The sequence below is a fragment of the Bradyrhizobium sp. GW821-FHT13H05 genome, assembly GCF_058804065.1.
Genome location: NZ_JBXAPO010000006.1, coordinates 69,099 through 94,880 on the forward strand (window position 1 = coordinate 69,099; position 25,782 = coordinate 94,880).

Annotated in this window: 28 protein-coding genes; 17 read left to right on the plus strand and 11 right to left on the minus strand. The window is 65.0% G+C overall.

Annotation, left to right across the window (positions count from 1 at the left end):
- Positions 1-78: 78 nt before the first annotated feature.
- Together AC1RR3_RS19870 and AC1RR3_RS19875 are read left to right on the plus strand one after the other, a co-directional pair.
- Positions 79-453: a winged helix-turn-helix domain-containing protein gene (locus AC1RR3_RS19870; RefSeq protein WP_492824797.1), complete on the plus strand. Its 375-nt coding sequence runs from the start codon at positions 79-81 to the stop codon at positions 451-453.
- A gap of 22 nt (positions 454-475) precedes the next feature.
- A complete protein-coding gene (locus AC1RR3_RS19875) occupies positions 476-1,081 on the plus strand; it encodes a glutathione S-transferase family protein (protein WP_492824798.1) in 606 nt (201 codons plus the stop codon).
- Here AC1RR3_RS19875 and AC1RR3_RS19880 read toward each other — a convergent pair.
- Complete coding sequence (locus AC1RR3_RS19880; protein ID WP_492824799.1) at positions 1,078-1,455, minus strand: hypothetical protein; 378 nt, start codon at positions 1,453-1,455, stop codon at positions 1,078-1,080. The two genes, AC1RR3_RS19875 and AC1RR3_RS19880, sit on opposite strands and share 4 nt — an antisense overlap.
- Positions 1,456-1,636: 181 nt before the next feature.
- Here AC1RR3_RS19880 and AC1RR3_RS19885 point away from each other — a divergent pair, with 181 nt between their 5' ends.
- Both AC1RR3_RS19885 and AC1RR3_RS19890 read left to right on the plus strand, forming a co-directional pair.
- Entirely contained in the window at positions 1,637-3,046 is a 1,410-nt protein-coding gene (locus AC1RR3_RS19885) for an aldehyde dehydrogenase family protein (RefSeq protein ID WP_492824800.1), read from the plus strand.
- Between the two features lie 70 nt (positions 3,047-3,116).
- A complete protein-coding gene (locus AC1RR3_RS19890; RefSeq protein ID WP_492824801.1) occupies positions 3,117-3,677 on the plus strand; it encodes a DUF2478 domain-containing protein in 561 nt (186 codons plus the stop codon).
- A gap of 4 nt (positions 3,678-3,681) precedes the next feature.
- Here AC1RR3_RS19890 and AC1RR3_RS19895 read toward each other — a convergent pair whose 3' ends face one another.
- Entirely contained in the window at positions 3,682-4,260 is a 579-nt protein-coding gene (locus AC1RR3_RS19895; protein WP_492824802.1) for a hypothetical protein, read from the minus strand.
- A gap of 163 nt (positions 4,261-4,423) precedes the next feature.
- On the opposite strand from AC1RR3_RS19895, the gene AC1RR3_RS19900 reads away from it, so the two are divergent.
- The 3 genes from AC1RR3_RS19900 to AC1RR3_RS19910 all read left to right on the plus strand — a co-directional run bounded on the left by AC1RR3_RS19900 (position 4,424) and on the right by AC1RR3_RS19910 (position 8,573).
- On the plus strand, positions 4,424-5,362 hold the full coding sequence (locus AC1RR3_RS19900) for a LysR family transcriptional regulator (protein WP_492824803.1): 939 nt from the start codon (positions 4,424-4,426) through the stop codon (positions 5,360-5,362).
- 146 nt (positions 5,363-5,508) lie between these two features.
- Complete coding sequence (locus AC1RR3_RS19905) at positions 5,509-6,477, plus strand: AraC family transcriptional regulator (RefSeq protein ID WP_492824804.1); 969 nt, start codon at positions 5,509-5,511, stop codon at positions 6,475-6,477.
- Between the two features lie 158 nt (positions 6,478-6,635).
- Complete coding sequence (locus AC1RR3_RS19910) at positions 6,636-8,573, plus strand: sensor domain-containing diguanylate cyclase (RefSeq protein ID WP_492824805.1); 1,938 nt, start codon at positions 6,636-6,638, stop codon at positions 8,571-8,573.
- Between the two features lie 9 nt (positions 8,574-8,582).
- Here AC1RR3_RS19910 and AC1RR3_RS19915 read toward each other — a convergent pair whose 3' ends face one another.
- The 5 genes from AC1RR3_RS19915 to AC1RR3_RS19935 form a co-directional block, all read right to left on the minus strand.
- Positions 8,583-9,167 carry a TIGR00645 family protein gene (locus AC1RR3_RS19915; RefSeq protein WP_492824806.1) on the minus strand — a complete coding sequence of 195 codons (585 nt, stop codon included), beginning with the start codon at positions 9,165-9,167 and terminating at the stop codon, positions 8,583-8,585.
- 34 nt (positions 9,168-9,201) lie between these two features.
- Positions 9,202-9,840, minus strand: coding sequence for a TerC family protein (locus tag AC1RR3_RS19920; protein ID WP_492824807.1), 639 nt, complete (start codon positions 9,838-9,840; stop codon positions 9,202-9,204).
- A 6-nt stretch (positions 9,841-9,846) separates the two neighbouring features.
- Positions 9,847-10,200, minus strand: coding sequence for a hypothetical protein (locus AC1RR3_RS19925; RefSeq protein WP_492824808.1), 354 nt, complete (start codon positions 10,198-10,200; stop codon positions 9,847-9,849).
- Between the two features lie 2 nt (positions 10,201-10,202).
- A complete protein-coding gene (locus tag AC1RR3_RS19930; protein ID WP_492824809.1) occupies positions 10,203-10,664 on the minus strand; it encodes a TerB family tellurite resistance protein in 462 nt (153 codons plus the stop codon).
- A gap of 415 nt (positions 10,665-11,079) precedes the next feature.
- A complete protein-coding gene (locus AC1RR3_RS19935; RefSeq protein ID WP_492824810.1) occupies positions 11,080-11,460 on the minus strand; it encodes a nuclear transport factor 2 family protein in 381 nt (126 codons plus the stop codon).
- Positions 11,461-11,638: 178 nt separating this feature from the next.
- Between AC1RR3_RS19935 and AC1RR3_RS19940 the strand changes: the two genes are divergently transcribed.
- The 4 genes from AC1RR3_RS19940 to AC1RR3_RS19955 all read left to right on the plus strand — a co-directional run bounded on the left by AC1RR3_RS19940 (position 11,639) and on the right by AC1RR3_RS19955 (position 16,225).
- A complete protein-coding gene (locus tag AC1RR3_RS19940) occupies positions 11,639-13,384 on the plus strand; it encodes an MOSC domain-containing protein (RefSeq protein WP_492824811.1) in 1,746 nt (581 codons plus the stop codon).
- A 38-nt stretch (positions 13,385-13,422) separates the two neighbouring features.
- On the plus strand, positions 13,423-14,019 hold the full coding sequence (locus AC1RR3_RS19945; protein ID WP_492824812.1) for a redoxin domain-containing protein: 597 nt from the start codon (positions 13,423-13,425) through the stop codon (positions 14,017-14,019).
- A 35-nt stretch (positions 14,020-14,054) separates the two neighbouring features.
- Entirely contained in the window at positions 14,055-15,521 is a 1,467-nt protein-coding gene (gene pdxR / locus AC1RR3_RS19950; protein ID WP_492824813.1) for a MocR-like pyridoxine biosynthesis transcription factor PdxR, read from the plus strand.
- Between the two features lie 74 nt (positions 15,522-15,595).
- Entirely contained in the window at positions 15,596-16,225 is a 630-nt protein-coding gene (locus AC1RR3_RS19955) for an FMN-binding negative transcriptional regulator (protein ID WP_492824814.1), read from the plus strand.
- Here AC1RR3_RS19955 and nhaA read toward each other — a convergent pair.
- A complete protein-coding gene (gene nhaA / locus AC1RR3_RS19960) occupies positions 16,222-17,457 on the minus strand; it encodes a Na+/H+ antiporter NhaA (RefSeq protein ID WP_492824815.1) in 1,236 nt (411 codons plus the stop codon). The genes AC1RR3_RS19955 and nhaA overlap by 4 nt on opposite strands.
- 191 nt (positions 17,458-17,648) lie before the next feature.
- Here nhaA and AC1RR3_RS19965 point away from each other — a divergent pair, with 191 nt between their 5' ends.
- From AC1RR3_RS19965 to AC1RR3_RS19980, 4 genes are all read left to right on the plus strand, one after another.
- On the plus strand, positions 17,649-18,476 hold the full coding sequence (locus tag AC1RR3_RS19965; protein WP_492824816.1) for a class II glutamine amidotransferase: 828 nt from the start codon (positions 17,649-17,651) through the stop codon (positions 18,474-18,476).
- A gap of 17 nt (positions 18,477-18,493) precedes the next feature.
- Positions 18,494-19,723 (plus strand): carboxylate-amine ligase, encoded by a 1,230-nt coding sequence (locus tag AC1RR3_RS19970; protein WP_492824817.1) that lies wholly within the window; start codon positions 18,494-18,496, stop codon positions 19,721-19,723.
- 62 nt (positions 19,724-19,785) lie between these two features.
- Positions 19,786-19,971, plus strand: a complete 186-nt coding sequence (locus tag AC1RR3_RS19975; RefSeq protein ID WP_492824818.1) for a hypothetical protein — start codon at positions 19,786-19,788, stop codon at positions 19,969-19,971.
- A gap of 348 nt (positions 19,972-20,319) precedes the next feature.
- Positions 20,320-21,459 (plus strand): hypothetical protein, encoded by a 1,140-nt coding sequence (locus AC1RR3_RS19980; protein WP_492824819.1) that lies wholly within the window; start codon positions 20,320-20,322, stop codon positions 21,457-21,459.
- Between the two features lie 110 nt (positions 21,460-21,569).
- Here the strand turns inward: AC1RR3_RS19980 and gor are convergent, their stop codons facing one another.
- From gor to rpiA, 3 genes are read right to left on the minus strand one after another with little or no spacing between them, the layout of a single operon-like run.
- A complete protein-coding gene (gene gor, locus AC1RR3_RS19985; protein ID WP_492824820.1) occupies positions 21,570-22,958 on the minus strand; it encodes a glutathione-disulfide reductase in 1,389 nt (462 codons plus the stop codon).
- 60 nt (positions 22,959-23,018) lie between these two features.
- Positions 23,019-23,537 carry a DUF2059 domain-containing protein gene (locus tag AC1RR3_RS19990; RefSeq protein WP_492824821.1) on the minus strand — a complete coding sequence of 173 codons (519 nt, stop codon included), beginning with the start codon at positions 23,535-23,537 and terminating at the stop codon, positions 23,019-23,021.
- A 2-nt stretch (positions 23,538-23,539) separates the two neighbouring features.
- Positions 23,540-24,253 (minus strand): ribose-5-phosphate isomerase RpiA, encoded by a 714-nt coding sequence (gene rpiA, locus AC1RR3_RS19995; protein ID WP_492824822.1) that lies wholly within the window; start codon positions 24,251-24,253, stop codon positions 23,540-23,542.
- Positions 24,254-24,403: 150 nt separating this feature from the next.
- On the opposite strand from rpiA, the gene AC1RR3_RS20000 reads away from it, so the two are divergent.
- Entirely contained in the window at positions 24,404-25,078 is a 675-nt protein-coding gene (locus AC1RR3_RS20000; protein WP_492824823.1) for an HAD-IA family hydrolase, read from the plus strand.
- A 154-nt stretch (positions 25,079-25,232) separates the two neighbouring features.
- Entirely contained in the window at positions 25,233-25,703 is a 471-nt protein-coding gene (locus AC1RR3_RS20005; protein ID WP_492824824.1) for a hypothetical protein, read from the plus strand.
- Positions 25,704-25,782 lie beyond the last annotated feature (79 nt).

The following is a 25,782-nucleotide window of genomic DNA, read 5'->3' on the forward strand; positions in this document are numbered from 1 at the left end:
GTCCGTCGCGGGCAAGAGTGGCAATCTCGCCGACGAACAGGCCAAGAAACCGTCAAGAGACCGTCAAGAGACCCAATCATGTCGCGCGCGAGCGCAAAATCGCTTCCCCAACTGAGCCTCCGCATCGACCTCGACGGCAAGGATCGAATCGGGCCCGGCAAGATCGAGCTTTTGGAGCAGATCCGCGAGCAAGGCTCGATCTCCGGAGCCGGCCGCGCCATGGACATGTCCTACAAGCGCGCCTGGGATCTCGTGGACGAGATCAACCGCATCTGCGGACATGCCGTGGTCGAGCCGCAGGCCGGCGGCAAGAACGGCGGCGGCGCGATACTCACCCCATTCGGTGAGAAACTCGTTGCGCGCTACCGCAAGATCGAGCGCGACGCCGCACGCGCTGTGCACAAGGAGCTCGAAGCGCTCAAGAGCGACATCGCCCGTTCGCGCAAGTCGTGAACCGGATGGACGGGATCGCACCATGCTGCTGATCGGGGTCAATCGATCACCTTTTACGCGACGTGTCGCGATCACGCTCAATATCTACGGCGTACCATTTGAGCAGCGCCCGGTGTCCGGCTTCGGCCATCGCGCTGAGGTCAGGGCGAGCAATCCGCTTGGCCGCATTCCCGCGCTCGTGCTGGACAGCGGCGAGACATTGATCGATAGCGACGCGATCGTCGATCATCTCGATGAAGTCTACGGTGGCGACCGGCCACTCACGCCGCGTGACGGCGCCGATCGCCGTGCCGTGTTGAAGGTCGCGGCCATGATGATGGGCGCGTGCGAGAAGTGCCTTCACGCGGCCTATGAGGGGAACCACCGCCCGCCGGAGAAAGTGCATCAGCCGTGGATCGACGACTGCATGGCTCAGGCCGCCAATGCCCTCAGCGCGGTCGAAGCCATGATAGAGCCGAAGCAGCCCTACCTGCTGCTTGAGCGTCTCACCCAGGCCGATGTGACCGCCGTCGTCGCCGAACGCCTCGCGCGGGCGCGCGGCATCGACACCGATGTTCATATGCCCAAGCTAAGGACACTGACGAGCCGACTCGCAGAACAACCATTCTTCCAGGTGAGCGAACCCTAGTTCGGCCGCGCCGTCATTCCGGGCATCGGCTGCGTCAGGGCCTCGCCGAGCAGGCTCTGCTCGTCCCTGGGGATCGAGAAACGGACCTTGAAGCCGTCCTCGGTTTCCAGCGTGATGATGCGCTGGGTCGTATCGGTCGACTGCTCCAGCACCCAGGACGCCAGCGGATAGGCGTAGCGCAGGCTCTGGTCGCCGTAGCGGGCCTTCAGGGCGGCCTCGAGCAGCCCTGGCAGCGTCATGATCAGCGCGCCGACCTGGTTGAGCGAAACGCTGACGGCAGCGGGATTGCCGGTCACATCCTCGAAGCGCAGCGAGATCGCACCGCCATCGGCCGCAACCTCGCAGGTCGTGAGCTGTCTCACCTTGATTTCCATCGCCAGTCCCGGAACGCAGTTCGCTATATCCGCTACGATATATCGATATGTCCATCTGCGTCCAGCCCTGCTTTTCTGGAATTGATCGAGCCGGCCGCATGGCCGGTTCGGCGAAGTCGTGATATATAGTTCGATATAACGAGGCCCGAACGGCCCGTTTCTGCAAGGGAGCGCAAAGCCTATGAGCGACTACAATCTTCTCATCGACGGCAAGATGGTGCCCGGCGACCAGACCATGCCGGTTCTCAATCCCGCGACCGAAGAGGTGCTGGCACAGTGTCCGCGTGCCTCGAAGGCGCAGCTCGACGTGGCCGTCGCCGCGGCGAAGGCCGCCTTCCCGGCCTGGGCCGCGACCCCGATGGCGGAACGCCGCAAGCTCGTGAACAAGATGGCCGACGCGATCGAGGCCAATTCGGGCGAGCTCGCCCACATCCTCACCAGCGAGCAAGGCAAGCCGCTCGGCGATGCCACCGGCGAAGTGCTCGGCATGGCCGCGTTCTTCCGCTATCTCAGCTCGCTCGAATTGCCGATGAAGGTGATCGAGGATTCCGGCGACCGCAAGGTGGAAGCCTATCGCCGCCCACTCGGTGTCGTCGGCGCCATCATTCCCTGGAACTATCCGCTGCTGATCCTCAGCTTCAAGCTGCCGTCGGCGCTGCTCGCCGGCAATACGCTGGTGGTCAAGCCGGCGCCGACCACGCCGCTCGCAACCCTGCGCTTCGCCGAGCTGATCAAGGACATCCTGCCGAAGGGCGTTCTCAACTTCATCACCGACGCCAACGACCTCGGCGGCGAGATGACCAAGCACCCTGATATTCGCAAGATCTCCTTCACCGGCTCGTCCGCCACGGGACAGAAGGTGATGGCGAGCGCGGCGCAGACGCTCAAGCGCATCACGCTCGAGCTCGGCGGCAACGATGCCGGCATCGTGCTCGACGACGTCGATCCGAAGAAGGTCGCACCTGGCATCTTCGAAGGCGCCTTCCAGAACTCCGGCCAGGTCTGTCTCGCCATCAAGCGGCTCTATGTGCACGAGTCCGTCTATGACGAGCTCTGCAACGAGCTGGTCGCGATCGCCAAGAGCACAGTGGTGGACGACGGCGCCAAGCAGGGCACCAAGCTCGGACCGCTGCAGAACAAGATGCAGTACGAGAAGGTCAAGACGTTCCTCGAAGACGCCCGCAAGAATGGCAAGGTGGTCGCGGGCGGTTCGGCGATGGACCGTCCCGGCTATTTCATCGAGCCGACCATCGTGCGCGACATCAAGGAGGGCTCGAAGCTGGTCGACGAGGAGCAGTTCGGTCCCGTGCTGCCGCTGATCAAATATTCCGACAAGGACGACGTGATCCGCCGCGCCAATGCCACGACCTACGGTCTCGGAGCCTCGGTCTGGTCATCGGACATCAAGCGGGCCCACGAGGTCGCGACCCAGCTCGAGTCCGGCACGGTCTGGATCAACAAGCATCTCGACATGGCCCCGCACATCCCGTTCGGCGGTGCCAAGCAGTCGGGCATCGGCACCGAATTCGCCGAGGAAGGCCTCGCCGAATTCACCCAGCTCCAGATCATCAACGGCCCACCGGCGGCCTGATCCGATATCCGGGGATCGCGGCAGAAAGGCTGCGGCCCCGCTTCACTTTGCAACGAAACAGAGGCGAACCATGTTCGACGCGCAATGCGACCTCGCCGCCCTCGTCTACGAACCGCATCAGGACCCCGACGCCGTCCTGCGTGACTTTGCGGCCGATCTGATTGCACGCGGCTTTCGCGTCATCGGCATGGTGCAGGCCGGCCAGTGCGCGGACTCAAGTCTATCCGCAGTGCTGCTTCACAGCGGCGAGAAGCTTCTGCTGGCGCAGGATTTCGATCCAGCCGCGCAAGGCTGCCGGCTCGATCTCGCACGGCTGCAAAATGCCGGGATGCGCATCGCGGGCGCGCTGGCTCACGGCGCCGACCTGGTCGTCATCAACCGTTTCGGCAAGCGCGAGCGCGACGGCAAGGGGCTGTGCCACTTGATCGAGCGCGCGCTCGACGCCGACATTCCCGTCGTGATCGCGGTCGGCAAGGACCATTTCGCCGACTGGATCAAATTCGCCGGCGGCATGAGCGTCAAGCTCGGCTGCGCGCGCGATGCGCTGGAAGCGTGGTGGCACGGCATCTCGGCCGCAGACGCGCGACCGTCGATCGGATCGCATCCGACGGTTTGCGAGATTCTCAAATAGCAGGTCAGATCAGCGGCTCGTCCTTGAGCGCCGACACCACCTGCTCGCCGCGGTCGGTCAGGCGATAGGTCACCAGCGGGCGGCTTGACGGTGGCTTGCGGTCGATCTCGACGATATAGCCGCGCACCATCAGCGCTTCGAAGCTGCCATAGTAGCCGAACATGCTGATCTGGTTCTGCTTGAGCAGCTTGAACTCGCGCAAGAGGCGGATCTCGTTGCCCGAGAGCAGCGACCGGCGCACGCGTTGCACAAACCGCGCGCGCTGCTCGAACCACGCCTGGTCGGGCAGCTCGTGTGTGATCGGCGCCGGGTCCCGCTCGCAGGGGCGCGCCTCCGGCACGGCCTCGACCATGACAGGTGGCAGGCACGGCATGCTGCTGACGACCGCGTCCTTGGCGACGTCGAGCAATGCGATCGGCCAGCGCCGCTTGTTGTCCACCAGGACGGGCGGCGGCACGACATTGTCGCGCACCAATTGTTCGAAGCGGCCCGCGGTGACGCCGACATAGGCGGCTGCCCGACGGCGATCGACCAGACGGGTGTCCAGCCCGTGCTCCTGCTCGCAAGCGATGTTCTCGTTCACCCCAAAATCCCCCGCCGCGTCGTTGCGCGAGGCCTGGCCGGGCCCATGGGGACCCAGCCGCGCCGACGCCCAACCTAGAGGCGAGCAGCGCTCTCGAAAAGCAGAGAGATTCGTACGGGTTGATGCCGTTTCGGCAACAGCTATAGTCAGGCCGGGGGGTCCCATGCGCTTTCACTCACCGGCCATCCAGTATTTCCATGCCGTCCGCCGCACTGGCTCGATCCGGGCCGCGGCGCGCGTCCTGAACGTCGCCTCCTCGGCAGTCAGCCGCCAAATTCTCAAGCTCGAACAAGAAGTTGGATCGCCCTTGTTCGAGCGCAATGCGCGCGGCCTCACGCTGACAACGGTCGGCGAGATGCTGGCCCGGCACGTCATGAACGTGCTCCAGGACCTCGACCGCTTCCGCTCGGACGTCGCCTCCCTGTCCGGCGCCTGGCATGGCACCGTCAGCATCGCCTGCATCGAGTCGCTCACTGAATCGGTGCTGCCGGATCTGATCGCCTCGCATCGCGGCCGGGCCCGGCGCGTCAGCTTTACGACCGAGGTCAAGGGATCGTCCGACGTGCTGGAGGCCCTCAGCCGCGGCGAGGCCGACATCGGGATCGCCATGGCGCTGCGGCACCCGCCGGATCTGCGCCAGGTCGCCTTGAAGCGGTTTCGCCTCGGCGCGGTGGTCGCGCGCGAGCATCCGCTGGCGCGCCGCAAGACGGTCACGCTGACGCAGTGCCTCGCCTTCCCCGTCATCCACGCGCTGCCGGAGCTGTCGATCTATCATCTGCTCCAGCCGCTGATTGCGCAGCTCTCCGAGACGCCGGAGCCGGCCATCCAGGCCAATTCGATCGACTTGATGCGTGAGCTCGCCGCACGCGGCGTCGGCGTCGCCTTCCAGACCCAGCTCGGCATCGGGCGGCTGTCGCGCGACAGCCAGCTCGTCTTCCTGCCGCTCGACAATGCCGGCAGCCCGGTCTGGTCGGACCTCGGCATCTATGTCCGCGCCGAGCGCACCCTGCCCGCCTACACCGAGTCCTTCCTCCAGGAGCTGGTGCGCGAATTGGGCGAGCGCGAGCGGCGCGAGAACGCGGCTTATCCGCAGACGTCATAGCGTCTCGGCACGGCAGCGCAGCGACCATGCCCGTGGTCTTGCGGACTTGCGCCAAGCACGGTTGCTCCGGCAACGTTTCCGGCCGATGCCGCGCGCGAGGTCGACGACGCGCCGGCACGATCGCCGCAAATGACTGGGGCCCCGAGATGCCGGTACGTTGGCTCAAGCCGTCGCGAGTGCTGAGCATCGAGCACTACAGCGACTTCGAGTCCTTTCGTCCGAGCGAGGTGCTGGGCGGCGGCACCAGCACACCGCTCGAGCCGCGCCAGTTCTCGCTGCATCGCGCCATCCTGCCGCTCCAGGACGGTCTCTTCGTGCTGCAGCGGACGTTCGCCCGGCGGCTTCAGGCCAATGTCGGCACCGACCACGGCGTCGGCCTCGTCATCCCGCTCGCCTGTCATTTCACCGCCAACGGGCGCGAGATCGACAATTCGATGATCGGGATCGTGCGCGGCAAGGTCGCCACCGAGGCGGTCGAGCAGCATCCCAACACCTATCTGATGCTGCGCTTCAACTCCGACATGCGCCATCGCGGCTGGGCGGATTACGAGACCGGGCTCGAATTCACGCGCCTCGCCGACGATTCGATGACGCGCGTGCGCGCGGCCATTCTCGACATGTTCTGCCTGGCCTCGCGGTGCAACGATCCCAGACAATTCGAAGCCATCGACCGGCCGATCCAGGAAAGGCTTCTCGCAAGCCTCGATGCCGCCCTTGCCCCCGTCGATGCGCAAGACCTCCGGCGCGGATCGTTTGACAAGCATCGCAAGCTGGTCGCACGGCTGGACGAGGCGGCCACGCTGTCCGGCAGCAGCCCGCTCTACAGCGGCGACCTCGCCAACACGCTCGGCGTCTCCGTCCGCACGCTCCAGAGCGCGACACAGGCGGTGCACGGCGTCAGCCTGCAGCAGCATCTCAGGCTGAAGCGGCTGTGGTCGACCCGCACGCAGCTGATGACCGGAGGTGACGGAATGTCCGTGAAGGCCGCGGCGCTCGCCAACGGCTTCTGGCACATGGGCGAATTCGCGAGACTCTACAAGACGACGTTCGGCGAAATGCCATCCGGAACGCTGGCGCAGGCCCGTGATTTTGTGGACGAGCGCCCGCACCTTTGAAAGGTCTCCGGTCAAACACGGGCACTTTGCCTGTTTCCGACGACTGCCTGCACGCACCGTTAATGACGCGGTGAGTTTCCGTCCTGCGCACCGGGGGAAATTAGCCACTCGGAAATACGGCTTGGCGATCGTGGCCGGGATCAATCCGGAACAGCCCGATGCCGTCGAAACGTCTTCATGCCAAGATCCAGCACCACCCGACCATGGTCATCTGGGCCTTCGTCGTGCTGATGAGCGCGTGCGTGCTCGGGCTCGTCGCATGGAAGGCGACGCTCGGCCGCAACACGGTGCTGACGCGCAACGAGGAAGACATCCAGAACCTCGTGCATTCGCTCGCCCAGCATGCCGTGCATTCGTTCCAGGCGCCCGACGTCGCGATGAACGGCATTGCGGATCTCCTGAAATACCGCAAGCCCGAAAGCGCGGCGCGGCTCACCGCCCATCTGGCAAGCACGGTGCGGTCGCTGCCCCAGCTCCGCGAGCTCAAGGTGCTCGATCGCAACGGCGAGGCGATTTATTCGAGCTTCGGGACGCTTCCGTCCCATAACAATGCCGACCGCGATTATTTCCGCTTTCACCGGGACAACCCGGACTCCGGTCTGCATATCAGCGGACCTCTCGACTCGCGGACCACGGGACAGCCGACCCTCGTGCTGTCGAAGCGCATCAGTGACGCCGTGAGCGGTGAGTTTTCCGGCATCGTCATGGCGACGATCCCGTGCGACTATTTCGGCGACTTCTACCGTTCGTTCTGGGTCGGCGAGCATGGCGCCATCAGCCTGATCACCGGCGAAGGTAAGGTGCTGGTCCGCTGGCCGTCGGTCTCCACCGGCCGCGACCTCTCCGGCACGCCGCTGTTCCAGACCCGGCTGAAGCAGAGCACCGCCGGCTACTACAGGATCACCTCGCCGTTCGACGGGATCGGCAAGTATTTCGGTTACGAGCAGAGCGCGCGCTATCCCATCGTCGTCACGGTCGCACGATCGGAGGCGCAGATCCTCGGCGGATGGTACCAGAACCTGCAATGGGACGCCCTGGTGGCCGCGTTCTTCCTGCTCGTGGTCGCCGGCACCGCGGTGCTGCTGGCGCGGCAATTCCGCTACCGCTCGCATCTCGAACAATCGCTGCGCGAACGCGAGGAACGCTATCGCCTGCTCGCCGACAACATCGCCGACATCGTCGTCGTGCTCGATGCCGAAGGGATTTGCCGTTACGTTTCGCAATCAGTCCATGCGGCACTCGGCATGACCGAGGACATGGTGCTCGGCCGCTCCTGCCTTGCCCTCGTCCACCCCGACGACCGCGAGATGGTGGCGAGGAGCGCAGAATTCCTCGACGATAGCGGTCGTACGCGCTCCATCACCTTCCGCGTCAGGCGACCCGACGGCGCGGTGGTCTGGCTGGAATCCAACTTCCGCCCCGCCCACGGATTGGGTACCGGCGGGATCGAAACCGTCGCGGTGCTGCGCGACATCACGCAGCGCAAGCTGCTCGAAGAGGAGCTCTCGACCGCGAATCGTCGCCTCGCGCAGCTCGCCACCACCGATGGCCTGACGCGGCTCGCCAATCGCCGCAGCTTCGACAGTTTCCTGCGCGAGGCCTATGCGCGCAATCCGCTTCTATCGGTGCTGATGATCGACATCGATCATTTCAAAGGTTTCAACGACACGCTGGGGCACCAGGCCGGCGATGCCTGCCTGCGCCAGATCGCCGGCGTGATCGAGCGCGTCACCGCCAGCACCGGCACCGGCGGACAGGCCGCACGCTATGGCGGCGAGGAATTCGCGATCGTGCTTCCTGGCACGACGGAGGGGCAAGCGCTGGAGATCGCCGAGCAGTTGCGGCAGTCGATCAGGGCGCTCGACATCCGCCATCCGGCTGCGCCGCGCGGCCATGTCAGCATCAGCATCGGAGTCGCCGCCAAGGACGCGGACAAGGACGCGGACTGCGCCGACGACATCATGCTGGTCCGCGAGGCCGACATCGCGCTCTACCATGCCAAGGACACCGGCCGAAACCGCGCGGTCGCGAGCCGCTCGCTCCGCACCGGGGAAACCGCCTCGCCGCCCCTCGCCGACCTGGATCTGGCCGGCTAGGCGCTACATTCAGCCGTGACCGGCCTCCTTGCGGTGCCCGCTCTCGCCGAGACGGTCGACCCAGGCGATGCCGATCGCGGAGACGATGAAGGTCAGGTGGATCAGCACCTGCCACATCACGCCGGTCTCGGTGAAGTTGCTGCGCGTCGTACCGAGATTGCCAGCCTCGATGAAGGTTCTGAGCAGCGAGATCGAGGAGATGCCGATGATCGCCATCGCAAGCTTGATCTTGAGCACGCTGGCATTGACGTGGCTGAGCCACTCAGGCTCGTCGGGATGGCCGCTCAGGTTCAAGCGCGAGACGAAGGTCTCGTAGCCGCCGACGATCACCATGATCAGAAGGTTCGAGATCATCACGACGTCGATCAGCCCGAGCACGACCAGCATGATCTGCTGCTCGCTGGCGTCGAACGAGTGGACGACCAGATGCCAGAGCTCTTTCAGGAACAGCAGCACGTAGACGGCTTGCGCGATGATGAGGCCGACATAGAGCGGCACCTGCAGCCAGCGCGAGCCAAAGATGACCTGGGCAAACAGGCCGATCGGCGGAGGCGGCACAGGCGCCGCCGAAGGTGCTTTGGGTTCAGACGTCATGGATCACTCCGGATTGCGCGCAGAGATCGTCGCCTTAGAGGCTTGCGATGACCGGCGCAAGCTCGAGCGAGCCGCGATAGATCATCTCGAAGGCGACGTAAACGATGATGGCGAGACCAACATAGGCGATCCAGCGCTGTTTCTGGAGCACGCGGCCGAGCAGATCGGCCGCGACGCCCATCAGGGCGACCGACAGCACCAGGCCGAAGACCAGGATGTAGGGATGCTCGCGCGCGGCGCCTGCGACCGCCAGCACGTTGTCCAGCGACATCGAAACGTCGGCGGCGACGATCTGCGCCGCGGCCTGACCAAAGGTTTTCCGCGGCGCGGACGCAACGCTTCCACCGCCGCCATGGTTGAATGCAAGCTGACTCGCATGGGCCGCCTGCTCGCGCAGCTCGCGCCACATCTTCCAGCACACCCAGAGCAGCAGCACACCGCCGGCGAGCAGCAGGCCGATCACTTGCAGCAGCTGGGTCGCGACGCCGGCAAAGACGATGCGCAGGGCGGTGGCAGCAACGATGCCGACGACGATGGCGCGGCGGCGTTGCTCGGCCGGCAGGCCGGCGGCGGCAAGGCCGATAACGACGGCGTTATCACCGGCGAGGACGAGGTCGATCAGGACAACTTGAAGCAGCGCGGACAGCGCGTCGGCGGTGATGAATTCAATCATGATTGATCATTTTTTCGGAGCGGACGGATCCAGCCATTGCGGCTTGCGGCGTTCGATCCAGTCGAAGACCTTTGAACGGGAGGAGCGCAATGCCGGCACGTCCTCGGCCAGCAGCGCGAGGCCGAGCGGCAGCATCCAGATGCCGAGCACCGGCAGGATGGAGAGCACGCCGCCGGCCACGAGCAGCGCGCCCGAGGGGATCCTCACCCAGCGGCTGGATGGCTTCAGCAGATAGGTGACGGCGTCACTGACGCGCGGCGGCAGGCGATGGACGAGCTTGTCGAGCCGCGGATCGCCGCCAGCCATCTGACCGGTGGCGCCCTCGGTCCCCGTCGTACGCTCGTCCGAAGCTGCGCTCATGCTCACTCCTTTGGGGCGGTGCTCACCGCACCCGTCCCGACCTGTTTTGCGCGCGGCAGCACCAGCGTCAGCAGGCGCAACAGCTTGATCGCCTGCACTTCATGGGGATGCACGTCCTCGTCCGCGGCCGCAACACGCTCCGACAGCTCCATCAGATGCGCCGAGAGCGACATGTTGGAGACCGGACGCAGCGTATCGATCACCACATTGGCAAAGTCCGGCTCCTCCAATCGTTCCGCCAGCTCGTCGAACATCGCAAACAGCCGTTCGTCGCTGACGTGCGGCGCCAATCCGCGATCCCTGATGAAGCGGATCACCTCGTCGCGCTCGACCGGTGAGACCCGGCGGTCGGCCACCGCGACGAGCGCACCGGCGATCACCAGCGCCACCGCGGCCTGCTCGTTCAGGCGGGACGGTTCGGTGATCTCGAGTTCGATGGGATTTGCGTATTTGGCGTCAGACATCACTGCTCCTCAATTTGCGAAATGGCCGCGCGGAGCTGCGATGGGGACGATTGGGTCGGAAGGAACTCAAGAAGGCCCGACGATCGGCCGATCCATCGCATTCGCGCGGGACAGGTCATCCGACATCGCGAGGTTTTGCCGACATTCGTCGGCGTCCTCGCCAGAGGGGCCCGGATTCTTGTTCTCCCCAGACATAAAGCCGGGGGCGCCGGAATCAAGGCGGGAAGCCTGCGACCAGCCGCCGCATCGGTTCCATGTTCCGACGTTTGGTTAAGCGACGGTGCGCGTGTCTCGGACGCGCTGTTTCCACGTCGTCATTGCGAGCGCAGCGAAGCAATCCAGAATCCCTCCGCGGAAACACTCTGGATTGCTTCGCTGCGCTCGCAATGACGGAGTGTGGGCACGAACACCGCTCCTACCTCACGACCTCAACCAAATGCGCGCGCGATGGTGACGGATCGAACCTCTCGCCAAAATATTGCGTTTCGTGCGCCACGAGGCCATCGCGGAATTCCATGATGCTGACGACGTAGGACGGCACCCCGTCATAGCTCAGCACGAACTCGCTGACCCAGAGATCGCCGCCGCCGATGATGCGCCGAACCGTGAAGCGCTTCTTGTTCGGCTGCACGAAGCGGCTTTCCTGAATGCTGCGGCGACCATGAATCCGCTCGCCCGATTGCGGATAGTCAAGCACGGCATCGTCGCGATAGATGTCATGCTCGGCCTCGAAATCGTTCGCGTCCGAGGCATCCCAATGGCGCCGGAGCGCTGCCCGTATCGCCTGATCGTCCATCGCGCTCTCCTGTCTGCCGTCCCCGCTGTTCAAATCGGAGCCTGGACGGCCGGTAGCAAGGCACTCTAGCAACGTCTAACAACCACTAACGCGCAAAATATCCGATCTGGATGCAGATTGAGGGTGCAGCAATCGGGAATTCGCCGGGTTGCGCAGTTGGCTACGTCGGGGAACGTCCATGGCCCGTCTGCTCTCCGTCAATGTCGGCCTGCCGCGCGACGTCGCCTGGCAAGGCAGGACCGTGCATACCGGCATCTGGAAGGCGCCCGTCAACGGACCGCGCAGGGTCCGCCGGCTCAACATCGACGGCGACGGCCAGGGCGACACCGCGGGTCACGGCGGCGAGCAGCGCGCCGTCTACGTCTACCAGCAGGAGTCCTATCAATACTGGCAGGAACAACTGGGGCGATCGAATCTCGTCCCCGGACAATTCGGTGAGAATTTTACCGTCGAGGGCCTCGCCGACACGAACGTGTGCATCGGAGACCGCTACCGGATCGGATCGGCGGTTTTCGAAGTAACGCAGCCGCGTGTCACCTGTTACCGGCTCGGCATTCGCATGGAGGAGCCGGACATGGCCGCGCTGCTCGTCAAGCACGGCCGGCCCGGTTTCTATTTGCGTGTGATCGAGGAAGGCGACGTCGAGGCCGGCGACGAGATCGCGCAGGTCGCAAGAGGCCCCGAAAGCATGAGCGTGTTCGAGATCAACGCGCTGCTTTACCTGCCACCTCACCCGCGCGAGCGCCTGGAGCGCGCGCTGAAAATTCCGGCGCTGAGCCGCGGCTGGCGCCGTTCCTTCGCGGCGCTGCTCGCGCAAAAGGACGAGCCGGCCACAGGAAACGCCGGGCTCGGCCCCGCCGCAAGCCCGCCTCCGGCCTGGCACGGCTTCAGGCCGTTTCGCGTCTCGCGCAAGATCGCCGAAAGCGGCAGCGTGACCTCGCTGATCCTCGAACCCGCCGACGGAGGCCCTGTCACCACCGCCCTGCCCGGTCAGTTCGTCGTCGTGCGCCTTGGACCATCCGCGATGACGCGCAGCTATTCGCTGTCGCGCCGCACCGATGCGGCGTCCTATCGCATCAGCATCAAGCGGGAGGCGCACGGCGCGGCGAGCGGCTATGTCGCCGATGAGCTCAAAACTGGCGACGTCGTCGAGCTCGGTGCGCCACGCGGCAGCTTCACACTCCGCCAGGATGCGAGGCCGATTATCCTGCTGAGTGCCGGCATCGGCGTGACGCCGGTGCTCGCGATGCTCCACGCCCTCGCCGCGCAAGGGGCGACGCAAGACATCTGGTGGCTGCACGGCACCCGCAACGGCCGCGAACATCCGTTTGCCGCCGAGGCGCGCGGGCTGCTCGCCGGGCTCGCTCACCATCATAGCCATGTCTGTTACAGCGCGCCCGATCCGGCTGATCGTCCCGGTACGGATTTCGACAGTGCCGGACACCTCGATCAGCGCCTGCTCGAACAGCTCAACGTGCCGCGCGACGGCGACTTCTACCTGTGCGGACCGGCCGTCTTCATGGACGACCTCACCGCCGGCCTTTCTTCGTTGGGCGTTGCACCCGATCGCATCCACACCGAGCTGTTCGGCAGCAAGCCATCCCTGACACCCGGCATCGCAGCTGCGCCGAAGGTACAAGCGCATATGCCAGCCGGTGCAGCCGGCCCTGGCCCAAAGGTGTCATTCGCCCGCAGCGGCCTCAATGTCTGCTGGGGACCGGCCTATGCCAGCCTGCTCGAGCTGGCCGAAGCGTGCGACGTCCCCGTTCGCTGGTCGTGCCGCACGGGGGTCTGCCATAACTGCGAGAGCGGACTCGTCGCCGGAGAGGTCGCTTACGCGCCCGATCCGCTCGATCCGCCGGCGGACGGCAACGTTCTGATCTGCTGCGCACGCCCGCAAGGCGACATCGTCATCGATCTGTGAAGCGATCCGCACATCCGCGAAAGACATGGGAGAGTTTGATGCGAAGCGACATGACGCCGGGAGTGACCTTCCCGGATTACGAACTCAGCGACCACACCGGCAAGCACCGAAAACTCTCCGAATTGCAGGGGGGCGATCCCATGATCGTCGTCCTCGGTCGCGGCGGCTTCTGCCCGAAGGATCGTCGCCAGGCCGAAGGACTGCTGCAACTCCATCGCGAGATGGAGGTCGGCTATTGCCGGCTGGTCACGATCACCACCGACAACATCACCCAGACCAGTGAATATCGCAGCGGCGTGGGAGCGCATTGGCCTTTCCTCTCGGATTCCAGGCGGATCATCCAGAAGGACCTCGACATCGCCGAATACACCGATCCCGTCCACAATCCGATGATCCCGCATGTCATCGTGCTGGAGCCCCGCCTCCGCATTCACAAGATCTACAACGGCTACTGGTTCTTCGGACGCCCGACCATCGAGGAGCTCCGTCAGGACCTGCGCGCCGTCAGCATGACCTGCCGCCCGGATTGGGACATCACGGCGCCCGGGCTCAAGGCGCTCTGGGACCAGGGCCGCAAGGAGCATTTTTATCCCTACGGCAAGGCTTACGTCGAAACTCTCGGTGAACAGGATTAGAACCACACTCGGACGGATACCCGCCTGGAATGTGGATGATCGGGATGACGACGAAGACCGGGCGCAGCGGCGGCCGCATGGGCGCACGCGAGATCTACGAGGCGCTGCGGGATCAGATCATGGCGCTTGTGTATGGCAAGGACGGCTTGCTGCCGTCCTCGCGCGCGCTCGCCGGCGAGATGGGCGTCGCGCGCTCGACGGTAACGGTGGCCTACGAGCAACTCGCGGCCGAAGGCTTTATCGAGACGCGCCACGGTGCCAGGCCGCGCGTGGCCCGCGCCGTCGTTACGCCCGGACACGCGCGCGCCTCCTCCCGTCCGCCGGCGCGCAAAATGCAGCTGTCGGCCTTCGGCGAGCGCCTGCGGCAGGACCCGCCGCGCTGGACCGAGCCGCCGCGCAGGCTCATTGCGAACTTCCGCTATGGCGAGCTCTCGCCGTCGGATTTCCCGGTGCAGGCATGGAAGAAGGCCGTGATCGCAGCGATGGCGCGGAAGCCCGAACGGCTGGCCTATGACGATCCCTGCGGCTCGCTGCGGCTGCGCACCGCGCTTCAGGCCTATCTGTGGCGGTCGCGTAGCGTCCGCTGCGAGCTCGACCAGATCATCGTCGTTAACGGCTCGCAACAGGGTCTCGACATCTGCGCGCGCCTGCTGCTCGATTCCGGCGACCGCTTCGTCATGGAAGATCCCGGCTACCAGATGGCGCGACACACTTTTGCGGCGACGGGCGCCGAGACTGTGCCGATCCCGGTGGATGCGGAAGGCCTTCAGACCGAACGGCTCGACGGCCTCCATGCCCGCCTCGCTTATGTGACGCCGTCGCATCAATATCCGCTCGGCGGCGTCATGCCGGTCGGACGCCGGCACCAATTGCTGGCCTGGGCCAGGAAAGCCGACGCCTATGTGATCGAGGACGATTACGACAGCGAGTATCGCTACGACACAAAACCGATCCCGCCGCTGCATGCGCTGGAAGGCAGCGACAACGTGATCTATCTCGGTACTGTCTCCAAGACGCTCTCGCCGACCCTGCGGATCGGCTACCTGGTCGTGCCCGCAGGCCTGCGATCCCTGTTCTCCGCCGCCAAGCAGATCATGGACCGGCACACGCCGCTCATCGAGCAGGACGCGCTCGCCGCGATGCTCGAGAGCGGCGCCTATGACAGGCACGTCAGGCGCGTGCGCCGGCGCAACGCCGAGCGCCAGCAGGCGCTGCTCGACGCCCTGCATCGCCGGTTCGGCGATCACATCAGGATCGAGGGCACCGCCGCCGGCCTGCACGTGGTGGCGTGGTTCGACGATTTGCCGCAGAAGCGCGAGGCCGCGTTGGTCGACGCCGCGCGCGCCAAGGGCGTCGGCATCTATCCTGTATCCGCACTGCTGGTCGGCCCCCGCCGGACGCAGAAGAGTGTCGGCCTGGTCATGGGCTATTCGGCGCTGGAGCCCGCGCAGATCGAACGCGGCTGCAAGTTGCTCGCGCAGGCCGTGACCGAGCTGGACTGATAAAATTGTCAAAAACTGGCAGTTTCTGATAGACCAGATTCCGGCTATCTCCGGACCAGACACGGAGACACGCCATGTACATTCCCCCCGCCTTCAGGGACGACGACATCGAGAGCATCCGGGCGACCATTCGCGGCGCCCGCCTCGCCAGCCTGGTAACGGCCACCACCGACGGGCCGGTCGCGACGCCCCTGCCGCTCTTCCTCGACGAGAGCGAAGGCGAGCACGGTGTGCTGTACGGGCATGTCGCCAAGGCCAACCCGCAATGGAAGCTGCCGCCGATCGGCGACGCGCTCGCCATCTTCAATGGCCCCGACGCCTATGTGACGCCGTCCTGGTACGCGACCAAGCAGGAGACCGGCAAGGTCGTGCCGACCTGGAACTACGTCGCCGTGCACGCCTATGGTCCTGTCGAATTCTTCCAGGAACCGGAGCGGCTGCTCGACGCGGTCACACGGCTCACCAACAGGCACGAAGGCGTGCGCACAAAACCCTGGGCCGTCGATGACGCCCCCGCCGATTTCATCGCCGCGCAGTTGCGCGGGATCGTCGGCGTGCGCATTCCCGTCGTGCGGTTCGAGGGCAAGCGCAAGATGAGCCAGAACCGGCCCGAGGCCGACCGTGTCGGCGTCGCGGCTGGGCTTGCGGCGAGCGACAACGCTGGCGATCGCGAGGCCGCGGTCCTGATTCCGATTCCGGTCTAGTTTTCGGTCTCCTTACGCCGACGCTGGGTATACTCCGCCCCAAAGCCGAGGCCGAGCGTCACGGAGATCAGCGAGCCGAACAGCACGCCGAGCTTGGCCGCATCCAGCAGCTCGCCGTCGGCGAACGCAAGCATGGCGATGAAGATCGACATGGTGAAGCCGATGCCGGCCAGCAACCCGATCAGCCAGACGCCGCCCCATGAGACATCAGGCGCCAGGCGACACCAGCCGGTGCGCACCGCAAGCCACGTCGCACCGATCACGCCGATCGGCTTCCCTGCACAAAGCGCTAGCGCAACGCCAAGCGTCACCAGCTGAGTACCGCCAGATAGCTCCATGCCTTTGAAGCTGACACCTGCATTCGCCAGCGCAAAGAGCGGCATGATGGCGTAAGCGACCCAGGGATGCAGCGCCGCCTCCACGCGGATGACGGGCGGCGCGATCTCCGGATCGGACGACCGCACCGGCGTGATCAGGCCAAGCACGACGCCCGCGAGCGTCGGATGGACGCCCGCCATGAGGAAGCCCGCCCAGACGATGAACGCCGGCGCGACATAGGCGTAGGCGGAGCCAAATCCGAGGCGCTGAAAGCCGAGCGCGACGAGAACGCCGAACGCTGCGACGGCGAAGCCGCTGGGATCGAGCCCGCTGGTGTAGAACAGCGCGATGATCAGAACCGCGATGATGTCGTCGATGATCGCGAGCGCCAGCAGAAAGACCCGAACGTTGCCGGGAATCGATTTACCGAGCAGCGCCAGCACGCCGACGGCGAACGCGATATCCGTTGCTGTCGGTATCGCCCAGCCCTGGTCGCGCCCAGCAGCGGCGTTGAAGCCCAGATAGATCAGCGCGGGCGCGACGACGCCCCCCAAAGCCGCCAGCACCGGTAGTATCGCCTGATCCAGCCTGCTGAGCGCACCCTCATGGATTTCGCGGCGGATCTCCATGCCGACGACGAGGAAGAACACAGTCATCAGCGCATCGTTGATCCAGAAGTGCAGCGACCGAGCAAAGACGAACTCGCCGACGCCCAGCGGAACCTTCAGGTTCCAGACATCGTGATACGAATGGGCAAGGGGCGAGTTGGCCCACAGCAATGCGGCAGCCGCCGCCGCGAGCAGCACCACGCCGCTGACGGCCTCGACATGCAGGAAATGCTGGAGCGTCGAGAGCGCTCGTTCGACGAAAAACGGGGATTTCGACAGGTCCCTGCCGGGCAGCTGGTCGTTCATGGGCGCACGCTTTCCGCGTGGCGGCCCGACCATCGCTTGACCTGTCACTGCGCAAATGCAGCGAGCACCCGGAGCTGTTCTACACACAGTCGGGCGTAAGGCAACCTTGCTCGTACAGGGCCTGCGCCTGGAACCGCGACGCATTGAAGATCGTTGGCGAACTTCAGGACATATCCCCGACTGGAACTCTCATGTGCCGATGGATCGCATACCGGGGCGAGACCACCTCGTTCGAACCTTACGTCACCGAGCCCGAGCATTCGCTGATCGCGCAGAGCATCCGCTCGCTGCAATCCACCGCGGGCTCGAACGGCGACGGTTTTGGTCTCGGCTGGTATGGCGAGCATCCGGAGCCCGGCCTTTATCGCGAGACGCGCCCGGCCTGGTCGGACGAGAACCTGCGCTACCTCTGCCGCCATTTGCGCTCGCATCTCTTCTTCGCCCACGTGCGCGCCGCGACCGGCACCGCCGTGACGCGGCAGAATTGCCATCCCTTCGCCTGCGGCCAGTGGATGTTCATGCACAACGGTTTTGTCGGCAGCTGGAATCGGCTGCGGCGCAAGGTCGAGGCGCTGATCCCCGACGCCTATTATCCCTCGCGGCTGGGCACGACCGATTCCGAAGCCGTGTTCCTCGCCATGATGGGTGCTGGGCTAGACAATGACCCACTCGGCGCAACGCAACGCGTGCTGCAATCGCTCGTCGGCCTCGTCAACGAAGGCGAGCTTCGCGAAAAACTGCGCTTCACCAGCGCCATCGCCAACGGCCGGGATCTCTACGCCTTTCGCGTCTCGGTCAACGACGCCGCCAACACGCTCTACTTCCGCGAGGCCGGCGGCCAGGTCATTGTCGTCTCCGAACCGTTCGACAAGGAATCGGACTGGACGGAAGTGCCGGCGAATCACGCCCTGATCGCGCGCGCGTCCAAAAGCGTGAAAATTGTTCCGTTCGAGGTTGCAATTTCCAGTGGGGCCGAGGCGGAACCGGTTCCTGTCCGACGGATTATTGCCCGCAGGTAACCACTGCCGGGTGGCTCATGACATTTGCTTCAGACGTTTTGAAACTGCTGCGCCTCGATTCCTCCGATGACAAGCAGCACCTCGTCATTCGCTCCGCCGGCGGCGGCGGCAAGGCGGCGGACTATTCGTTCGGCATCGAGGAGGAATATTTCCTCGCCGATCGGCGCAGCCTGGAGGTCGCGATCGAAACGCCCAACGCACTGTTCGAATCCGCGAACTGGTCTACCGGCGGCCAGGCCATGCGCGAGATGCTGCAATCCCAGCTCGAGGTCGCCACTAACGTTCATGTCGACGTCAATGACGCGCGCGAGGAGCTGCGATTCCTTCGCCGTGAGGTCGCCAACGTCGCCGCGCAATATGGCTTCGTCATCATGGCCTGCGGCACGCATCCGACCGCGGTGTGGCGCATGTCGCAGCCGAGCCCGAAGCCGCGCTACGAGGAGATGATCGAGGATCTGCGCAGCATCGGCCACCGCAACATGATGTGCGGCATGCACGTGCACGTGCAGCTGCCCGATCCCGAGAAGCGGATGGCGGTGATGCGGGCGATGCTGCCGCATCTGCCGCTGTTCATCGCACTGGCGGCGTCCTCTCCGTTCTGGAACGGCCACAAGACCGGCCTGAAAGGCTATCGTCTCGCCGCCTATTCCGAGCTGCCGCGCACCGGCCTGCCGGAACTGTTCGAGAACAGGCACGATTACGACGACTATGTCGGCGCGTTGCAGCGCTCCGGCGTGATCCCCGACGAGAGCCACATCTGGTGGGCGATGCGTCCTTCCATGAAGCATCCAACACTGGAGCTTCGCGCGCCCGACACCTGCACCCTGGTCGATGACGCCGTCGCGATCGCCTCGCTCTACCGCTGCCTGACACGTCACCTCTATTTGCGGCCGCATCTATCCAGGGAGGTCACCGTTGTCGAACGCGCGATCGCGGTCGAGAACAAATGGCGCGCCCAGCGCTACGGCACCGATTGCATCTTCGCCTCCAAGGATGGGCCGGTCACGATCTCCGAGCTGCTCTCCCGCGTGATCAACGACACCGCCGAGGACGCGGCCGCGCTGAACTGCGCCGCCGAGATCGAGCATTGCCGCACCATCGTGGAACGCGGCAGCTCGGCCGAATTCCAGCTCCGCGCCTACCGCGAAAACGGTGACGACATCGCAGCCGTGTCACGATGGATTGCTACATCGACGATATCAGGGACGAGCGCTCCCGTCGGACGCAGCGCCCAGGCGCCGTCATAGCGCCCGCGCAAGCTTCGCCAGCGATGGTGCCGCCCTCGAATTCGATGACCGTGGAGAAACGCATGCATCTTATCACGTCCTGCACCGGTTGCGGCCATGCGCTTGTCCCGATGCTGACGGCCAAGGGCCGTGCGGAGCCGAACTGCCTCTGGTGCGAAGGCATCGACGCACGTGCGGCGGACATGGCGAAGTGGGCCGACAGCCCGTCCGGCAAGCCCGAGCGGATCGCCCGTCGGTCGTTCGAATGAGCAGCCTTGGGCGCGCGGGCCCGCGGCCCTTGCCCGTCCCCGCGACCGCCACGATTGCATGCCCTTTGCAGGACATGCCGACAAATTAGACAAGATACGTCCCTCCGCCCGACTTGCGGACTTGCGAACAGGGCCAGCCAGGTTGGTGAAACGGACCATCTAACCTCTGGCGCAACCTCGATTTTTCTCTCGCTGCGTGAGGCGCGGGGGCCCACGCGCCGCACCGCGCGCCGACTGGCCCAAAATTCGCAAGACAGCATCAGGCCTGAAGTCCCTGCCCTCCACAAAAAGGAGCGGCAAGTTGCGTGCGCCCAGCTCTGGGATGATGGCCTCAAATCGGAGAATGCCATGAACGTGCATGCTGCCGGCGATCTCAAATTCACGGGCCTGACCCGCCCGGATGGTTCACCCCTTCGCCTGAACGACCAGGACTTTGTCGCGATCGATCGCGACAAGAACGCGAAGTTCGAGGCGACCTACCGGCCGCAGGCGCTGTACAACCGCGCCAACGAGGGCTTTCACGCCAACAACGAAACCTTCCTGCTGCACGAAGTCGCGACCAATCTGCCGATCTATCGCCCCGACACCGGCCCGACCGATTTCCATCTGCATCTGCCGCCGGGCGGCTTCCAGCTCGTGCTGGTCACCTCGGGCGCGTTCACCTTCGACTATGACGGGCGCTGGTACAATGTCGGCCCCGGCGCGGTGATGCTGCAAAGCGCGATCGTGCATCGCCAGCTGTTCTACACCTGGTCGGGACTGTCGACTGAAGAAAACCTGAAAACGCCGCAGACGGTGGTGCCCGATCCGATCTCGATGGGCTATTCCGGCAAATTCCTCGAGGCCTTCATCACCGATCCCACCACCTTTCCGAACCCGACCATCGTTGGCCCGGAGCAGATCAATGAGGACGAAACGCCGCGCGTGGCCTGGAGCCATGCGCTGCATGACCGTCCGGCCGATGCTGGCTTCTGGCTTCAGGATCCGCTGGCACTGGACGCCCTGTTCAAGCCGCTGGTCGACAGCCCCGTCAAATCGGCCTCGCCCGTTTACGTGCGCGATATCGGCATCGAAATTCCGAGCGGGCATCTCGTCACCGGCCACATCATTGCGACCGACCCGCGTGGCCATGCACTCCTACCGAAGAGCACGTCTGCCGCCGCGGACGCGACTTGTTTCGCCAAGGGCGAGGTCGTGATCTATCGCGTCGTTCGCGGCACGGCCGAGTTCAAGAAGAAGTCCGGCGAGAGCTTTGAACTCTCCGCCGGCGACGTGGTGACGGCCGGCAAGAGCTCGATCAGCCTCGTCGGTATCGGCGAGAACACCCAGGTCCTCCGCCTCGGCCTGCTCAAGGGCATGAACGAACTGCGCAGCTGGACGCCGACGCAGCGCGACGAGATCGACGGCCTCGCCGGCCAGATCATCACCCACAAGGACGTCCGCCCCCTGCGCACCGAAGGCAAGCCGGTCGGGTATCTGTACGGCTAAAGCGGAATGTGTTTTGGCTGAATTGATAGCTGCCAGTGGCTCACCTCTCCCGTAGGGAGAGGTAACCCATGGGCGGCCAGCTCGCCAAACATTACGACGCCGGCGCGTCCCTATTCCGCCGCCTGCCGCACATGGCGCGCGGTCGGCGTGCGCATGGTGACGAGCTCTTCGGCCGCAGTCGGATGCAGCGCGATCGTCGCATCGAAATCGGCCTTGGTCGCCTTCATCTTCACAGCGATTGCGACCACCTGGGTAACCTCGGCGGCGCAATCGCCGACGATGTGGCAGCCGAGCACGCGATCGGTCGAGCCATCGACGATGAGCTTCATCAGCACGCGTGTATCGCGGCCGGACATCGTCGCCTTGATCGGGCGGAACGTCGTCTTGTAGATGTCGACATGGCTGAATTGCGCGCGCGCCTCGGCTTCCGTCAGACCGACCGTGCCGACCTCCGGCTGCGAGAACACCGCAGTCGGGATATAGGAATGATCGACCTGCACCTCGCGCTTGCCGAACACGGTGTCCGCGAACGCATGGCCCTCGCGGATCGCAACCGGCGTCAGATTGTGCCGGTGGGTGACGTCGCCAATCGCATAGATGCTGTCGACCGAGCTCCTGGAGAAATGGTCGACCGCGATGCCGCCATTCCCAGGATTGATCGCAACGCCGGCATTCTCGAGGCCGAGATTGGCGACCGCCGGATGGCGGCCGATCGCGAACATCACCTGGTCTGACGCGATGCTCGATCCGTTCGACAGATGCGTAGTGAATTCCTCGCCGTGGCGATCGACCTTCGCCACCGTGCAGCCGGTGAGGATGGTGATGCCCTGCTTCTCCATCTCGCTGCGGACATGGGCGCGAACGTCCTCGTCAAAACCGCGAAGAATGTTGTCGCCGCGATAGATCACGGTGACGTCGGAGCCGAAGCCGGCGAAGATGCCTGCGAATTCCAGCGCGATGTAACCGCCGCCCTGGATCACGATCCGCTTCGGCAGCTTCTTGAGATGAAACGCCTCGTTGGAGGAGATCACGTGCTCGATGCCGGGGATCGCCGCGCCATGGTTGGGCGCGCCGCCGGTCGCGATCAAAATGTATTTCGCCGTGATCTTCTTGTCGTCGACGAGCAGACGGACGGTGTGCTTGTCCTCGATCACCGCGCGGCTCTTGACGATCTGCGCGCCCGACTTCTCGACATTCGTCGTGTAGGCCGCCTCCAGCCGCGCGATCTCCTTGTCCTTGTTGGCGATCAGCGTCGGCCAGTCGAAGGTCGCCGGCGGAACGGTCCAGCCAAAACCGGCGGCATCCTCCAGCTCGTGCCGGACATGCGAGCCGATCACGAACAGCTTCTTCGGTACGCAACCGCGGATCACGCAGGTGCCGCCCATGCGGTACTCTTCCGCGATCATGACGTGCGCACCGTGGCCGGCCGCGATGCGGGCGGCACGCACGCCGCCCGAACCGCCACCAATGACGAAGAGGTCGACGTCGAATTCAGCCATTGTCCACTCCGACCTCTTTCAGGGATTCCCGATCAGGTATCCTCCGTCAGATAGGTATCGTCAGATTTCCTTGCCACGCTTGCGCATCTCGGCGCGGAAGGCCCCCATTACGGTCTCGGAGAAATTCTGGGCCCAGGAGTTCATGAAGGCCATGCTCAGCCCGATGGCGCGCGGCTCGGCCTCGATCAGCTTCTTGCCCAGCGGCGACTTGTAGAAGGTGACGAGATCCTTCAGCTCCTGCTCGGTGAACTCGCTGGCATAGACCTGCGCCATGCCTTCGCCGATCTCGTTCTGGCGCCCGTTGAGCTGCTGAGCGACCACCTGGGCGACCTCGGTGAGATCCTTCTGGTAGTTCAGGTTCTGCTGGATCAGCGCAATCTTGGTCTTCTCGACCAGGCCCGGCACGGCGCCGGCGTACATCGCACCCGCGTTCTTGATCGTGAGAATCTCCTTGGCCGCCGCGATGGCCGCCGGCGAGGATTTCGGCGGAGCCGGCTGTTGGGCGACAGCCGGGGCGGCCGAGAGGGCCAGTCCCACAGCGAGGGTCGCGACCGGCCAGAATTTCAAAACGCTCTTCATTCCTAGTCTCCTTTCGGCTTTCGCCGTTCAATCACGCGAATTCCCTCGCCACCCGCCAGAACGGCCGAGCTGGCCAAGCCGATGAACAACCCATGCTCGACGACGCCGGGGATCGCACTCAACGCCCTGGCGAGGCTGGGCGGGTCCACGATACGGCCGAGCTGGGCATCGAGGATCCAGTGGCCGCCGTCGGTGACGAAAACGTGGCCATCTTTGGCCTTGCGGACCGCCATTGGCCCGGAAACGCCGCACGCCGCAAACGCCTTCTCGATCGCGCGGCGCGTCGCGCCAAGCCCGAACGGGATGACCTCGACCGGCAGCGGAAACTTGCCGAGCGTCGGCACCCATTTGCTGTCGTCGGCAATCACGATCATGCGATCTGACGCGGCGGCCACGATCTTCTCGCGCAGCAGTGCCCCTCCGCCACCCTTGATCAGGTTGAAGTCGGGATCGATCTCGTCGGCGCCGTCGACGGTCATGTCGAGATGGTCGATCTCATCCAGCGTCGTCAGCTTCACGCCGCAGCGCTCTGCGTCAGCGCGGGTCGTCTCCGAAGTCGGCACGCCGATCACCTTGAGCCCGGCGGCGACGCGCTCGCCGAGCAGCTCGACGAAATGTTTGGCGGTCGAGCCGGTGCCGAGCCCGAGCTGCATGCCGTCACGCACCTCCTCGAGGGCGCGCGCCGCGGCCTGCCGCTTCAACTGGTCCATGTTCACGTCTGCGCCCGCCTCTGGATTGAAAGTGCCGCCGGTATAGCCGCTTGCGGCGGCCTATGTAGCCTCGTTTTCCGCGCGGGAACAGGCCTATAAGGTGAACTTATGGCCCCGCCCCTTGCGCCGGCGCAGCCGGACCGATAGCGCTGGACCATGGCCTCTCCCTACACCCTCGTCTTCGATCTCGACGGCACGCTTGTGGATACGGCGCCCGACCTGATCACCGCGCTGAATCACGTGCTCGACCGCGAAGGATTGCCGCCGGTGCCGATGGCCTCGGCCCGCAACATGATCGGCGCCGGTGCCCGCAAGCTGATCGAGCGGGGCCTGGAGGCCGAGGGCCGATCCGTGACGCCCGCGGACATGGACCGGATGACGGCGGATTTCATCGCCTATTACGCCGACCATATCGCCGTCGAATCGCGCCCCTTCGAGGGGCTCCTGGACGCGCTCGACCTGTTTGCCGCCCAGGGCCACCGGCTGGCGGTCTGCACCAACAAGCTGGAATGGCTGTCCAAGCGGCTGCTGGACCAGCTCGACCTCACCAAGCGGTTCGCGGCGATCTGCGGCGCCGACACGTTTGGCGTCCAGAAGCCCGATCCGACCATCTTTCGCGAGACGGTGGCCCGCGCCGGCGGGGAGGTGAAGGCCAGCATCATGGTCGGCGACGCCGGAACCGATGTGGGGGTGGCCCGGCGAGCCGGGGTGCCCGTGATCGGGGTCAGCTTCGGCTATACGGACGTGCCGATCGCCGAGCTGAAGCCGGACCGGCTGATCCATCACATGCGCGACCTGCCGGCCGCCGCCCACAGCCTGATGTCCGCCTAGGCGCTCGCAACGCGCTGATATAGCTTGGTTATTTCCGGGAACACTGCGTTAACCATCTATTAACTATGCGTGGCCCGCCGGTTGCTTGCCCCAAACGACGCTTCTAAGGTCGGGCCGGGGATGTGGCGGTTCGTCGCAGTAGAAGTGGATGGTCATGCGTCGTGTCATCGCGATTGCGTTAGCGGGAGCGAGCCTGGGTGGCTGCTCCTCGATGTCCTGGGACATGTTCAAATCAGCGCCGCCGACCGTCCAGGTCCGGCTCGAATCCAATCCCCCGGGAGCCGACGCCACGACCTCGCTGGGTGCGGGCTGCAAGACCCCCTGCTCGGTCTCGGTACCTGCCCCCGACGCACCGTTCACGGTCGCTTTTGCGCTGCCAAAGTACCAAGCGACCAGCGTGCCGGTGAATGTGATCAAGAATCCCGGCGATTTCACCACGCCCGCCTCGGTCACCACCGATCCGAACCCGGTGTTTGCGGAACTCCAGCCGGCGGTGCCGCCCAAGCCGGTGAGGAAGCCGCACCGGCCGAAGAAGCCGAAACCAGCCGCGCCCGCCGCTGCCCCCGCCGATGCTGCACCGGCTGCGGGCTCGCCGTTCCCCGATCCGAGCGCGGGAAAGCGCTGATCCAAGCGCGGACTTACCTGCATCACCCGATTGTCCTGACCGCGTCCGATGCTTAGATTGCGTTAAGAGCACCGCTGGA

What these genes read in the sequence shown, in the direction of transcription:
- AC1RR3_RS19900 (WP_492824803.1), top strand. Translation starts at nt 4,424, where the DNA reads ATGCGCTTTCACTCACCGGCCATCCAGTATTTCCATGCCGTCCGCCGC.
- gor (WP_492824820.1), bottom strand. Translation starts at nt 22,958, where the DNA reads ATGGCTGAATTCGACGTCGACCTCTTCGTCATTGGTGGCGGTTCGGGC.
- AC1RR3_RS19945 (WP_492824812.1), top strand. Translation starts at nt 13,423, where the DNA reads ATGCGAAGCGACATGACGCCGGGAGTGACCTTCCCGGATTACGAACTC.
- AC1RR3_RS19980 (WP_492824819.1), top strand. Translation starts at nt 20,320, where the DNA reads ATGAACGTGCATGCTGCCGGCGATCTCAAATTCACGGGCCTGACCCGC.
- AC1RR3_RS19885 (WP_492824800.1), top strand. Translation starts at nt 1,637, where the DNA reads ATGAGCGACTACAATCTTCTCATCGACGGCAAGATGGTGCCCGGCGAC.
- AC1RR3_RS19990 (WP_492824821.1), bottom strand. Translation starts at nt 23,537, where the DNA reads ATGAAGAGCGTTTTGAAATTCTGGCCGGTCGCGACCCTCGCTGTGGGA.
- nhaA (WP_492824815.1), bottom strand. Translation starts at nt 17,457, where the DNA reads ATGAACGACCAGCTGCCCGGCAGGGACCTGTCGAAATCCCCGTTTTTC.
- AC1RR3_RS19915 (WP_492824806.1), bottom strand. Translation starts at nt 9,167, where the DNA reads ATGACGTCTGAACCCAAAGCACCTTCGGCGGCGCCTGTGCCGCCTCCG.
- AC1RR3_RS19890 (WP_492824801.1), top strand. Translation starts at nt 3,117, where the DNA reads ATGTTCGACGCGCAATGCGACCTCGCCGCCCTCGTCTACGAACCGCAT.
- AC1RR3_RS19920 (WP_492824807.1), bottom strand. Translation starts at nt 9,840, where the DNA reads ATGATTGAATTCATCACCGCCGACGCGCTGTCCGCGCTGCTTCAAGTT.
- AC1RR3_RS19935 (WP_492824810.1), bottom strand. Translation starts at nt 11,460, where the DNA reads ATGGACGATCAGGCGATACGGGCAGCGCTCCGGCGCCATTGGGATGCC.
- AC1RR3_RS20005 (WP_492824824.1), top strand. Translation starts at nt 25,233, where the DNA reads ATGCGTCGTGTCATCGCGATTGCGTTAGCGGGAGCGAGCCTGGGTGGC.
- pdxR (WP_492824813.1), top strand. Translation starts at nt 14,055, where the DNA reads ATGATCGGGATGACGACGAAGACCGGGCGCAGCGGCGGCCGCATGGGC.
- AC1RR3_RS19970 (WP_492824817.1), top strand. Translation starts at nt 18,494, where the DNA reads ATGACATTTGCTTCAGACGTTTTGAAACTGCTGCGCCTCGATTCCTCC.
- AC1RR3_RS19875 (WP_492824798.1), top strand. Translation starts at nt 476, where the DNA reads ATGCTGCTGATCGGGGTCAATCGATCACCTTTTACGCGACGTGTCGCG.
- AC1RR3_RS19975 (WP_492824818.1), top strand. Translation starts at nt 19,786, where the DNA reads ATGCATCTTATCACGTCCTGCACCGGTTGCGGCCATGCGCTTGTCCCG.
- AC1RR3_RS20000 (WP_492824823.1), top strand. Translation starts at nt 24,404, where the DNA reads ATGGCCTCTCCCTACACCCTCGTCTTCGATCTCGACGGCACGCTTGTG.
- AC1RR3_RS19870 (WP_492824797.1), top strand. Translation starts at nt 79, where the DNA reads ATGTCGCGCGCGAGCGCAAAATCGCTTCCCCAACTGAGCCTCCGCATC.
- AC1RR3_RS19925 (WP_492824808.1), bottom strand. Translation starts at nt 10,200, where the DNA reads ATGAGCGCAGCTTCGGACGAGCGTACGACGGGGACCGAGGGCGCCACC.
- AC1RR3_RS19930 (WP_492824809.1), bottom strand. Translation starts at nt 10,664, where the DNA reads ATGTCTGACGCCAAATACGCAAATCCCATCGAACTCGAGATCACCGAA.
- AC1RR3_RS19940 (WP_492824811.1), top strand. Translation starts at nt 11,639, where the DNA reads ATGGCCCGTCTGCTCTCCGTCAATGTCGGCCTGCCGCGCGACGTCGCC.
- AC1RR3_RS19880 (WP_492824799.1), bottom strand. Translation starts at nt 1,455, where the DNA reads ATGGAAATCAAGGTGAGACAGCTCACGACCTGCGAGGTTGCGGCCGAT.
- AC1RR3_RS19905 (WP_492824804.1), top strand. Translation starts at nt 5,509, where the DNA reads ATGCCGGTACGTTGGCTCAAGCCGTCGCGAGTGCTGAGCATCGAGCAC.
- AC1RR3_RS19965 (WP_492824816.1), top strand. Translation starts at nt 17,649, where the DNA reads ATGTGCCGATGGATCGCATACCGGGGCGAGACCACCTCGTTCGAACCT.
- AC1RR3_RS19910 (WP_492824805.1), top strand. Translation starts at nt 6,636, where the DNA reads ATGCCGTCGAAACGTCTTCATGCCAAGATCCAGCACCACCCGACCATG.
- AC1RR3_RS19955 (WP_492824814.1), top strand. Translation starts at nt 15,596, where the DNA reads ATGTACATTCCCCCCGCCTTCAGGGACGACGACATCGAGAGCATCCGG.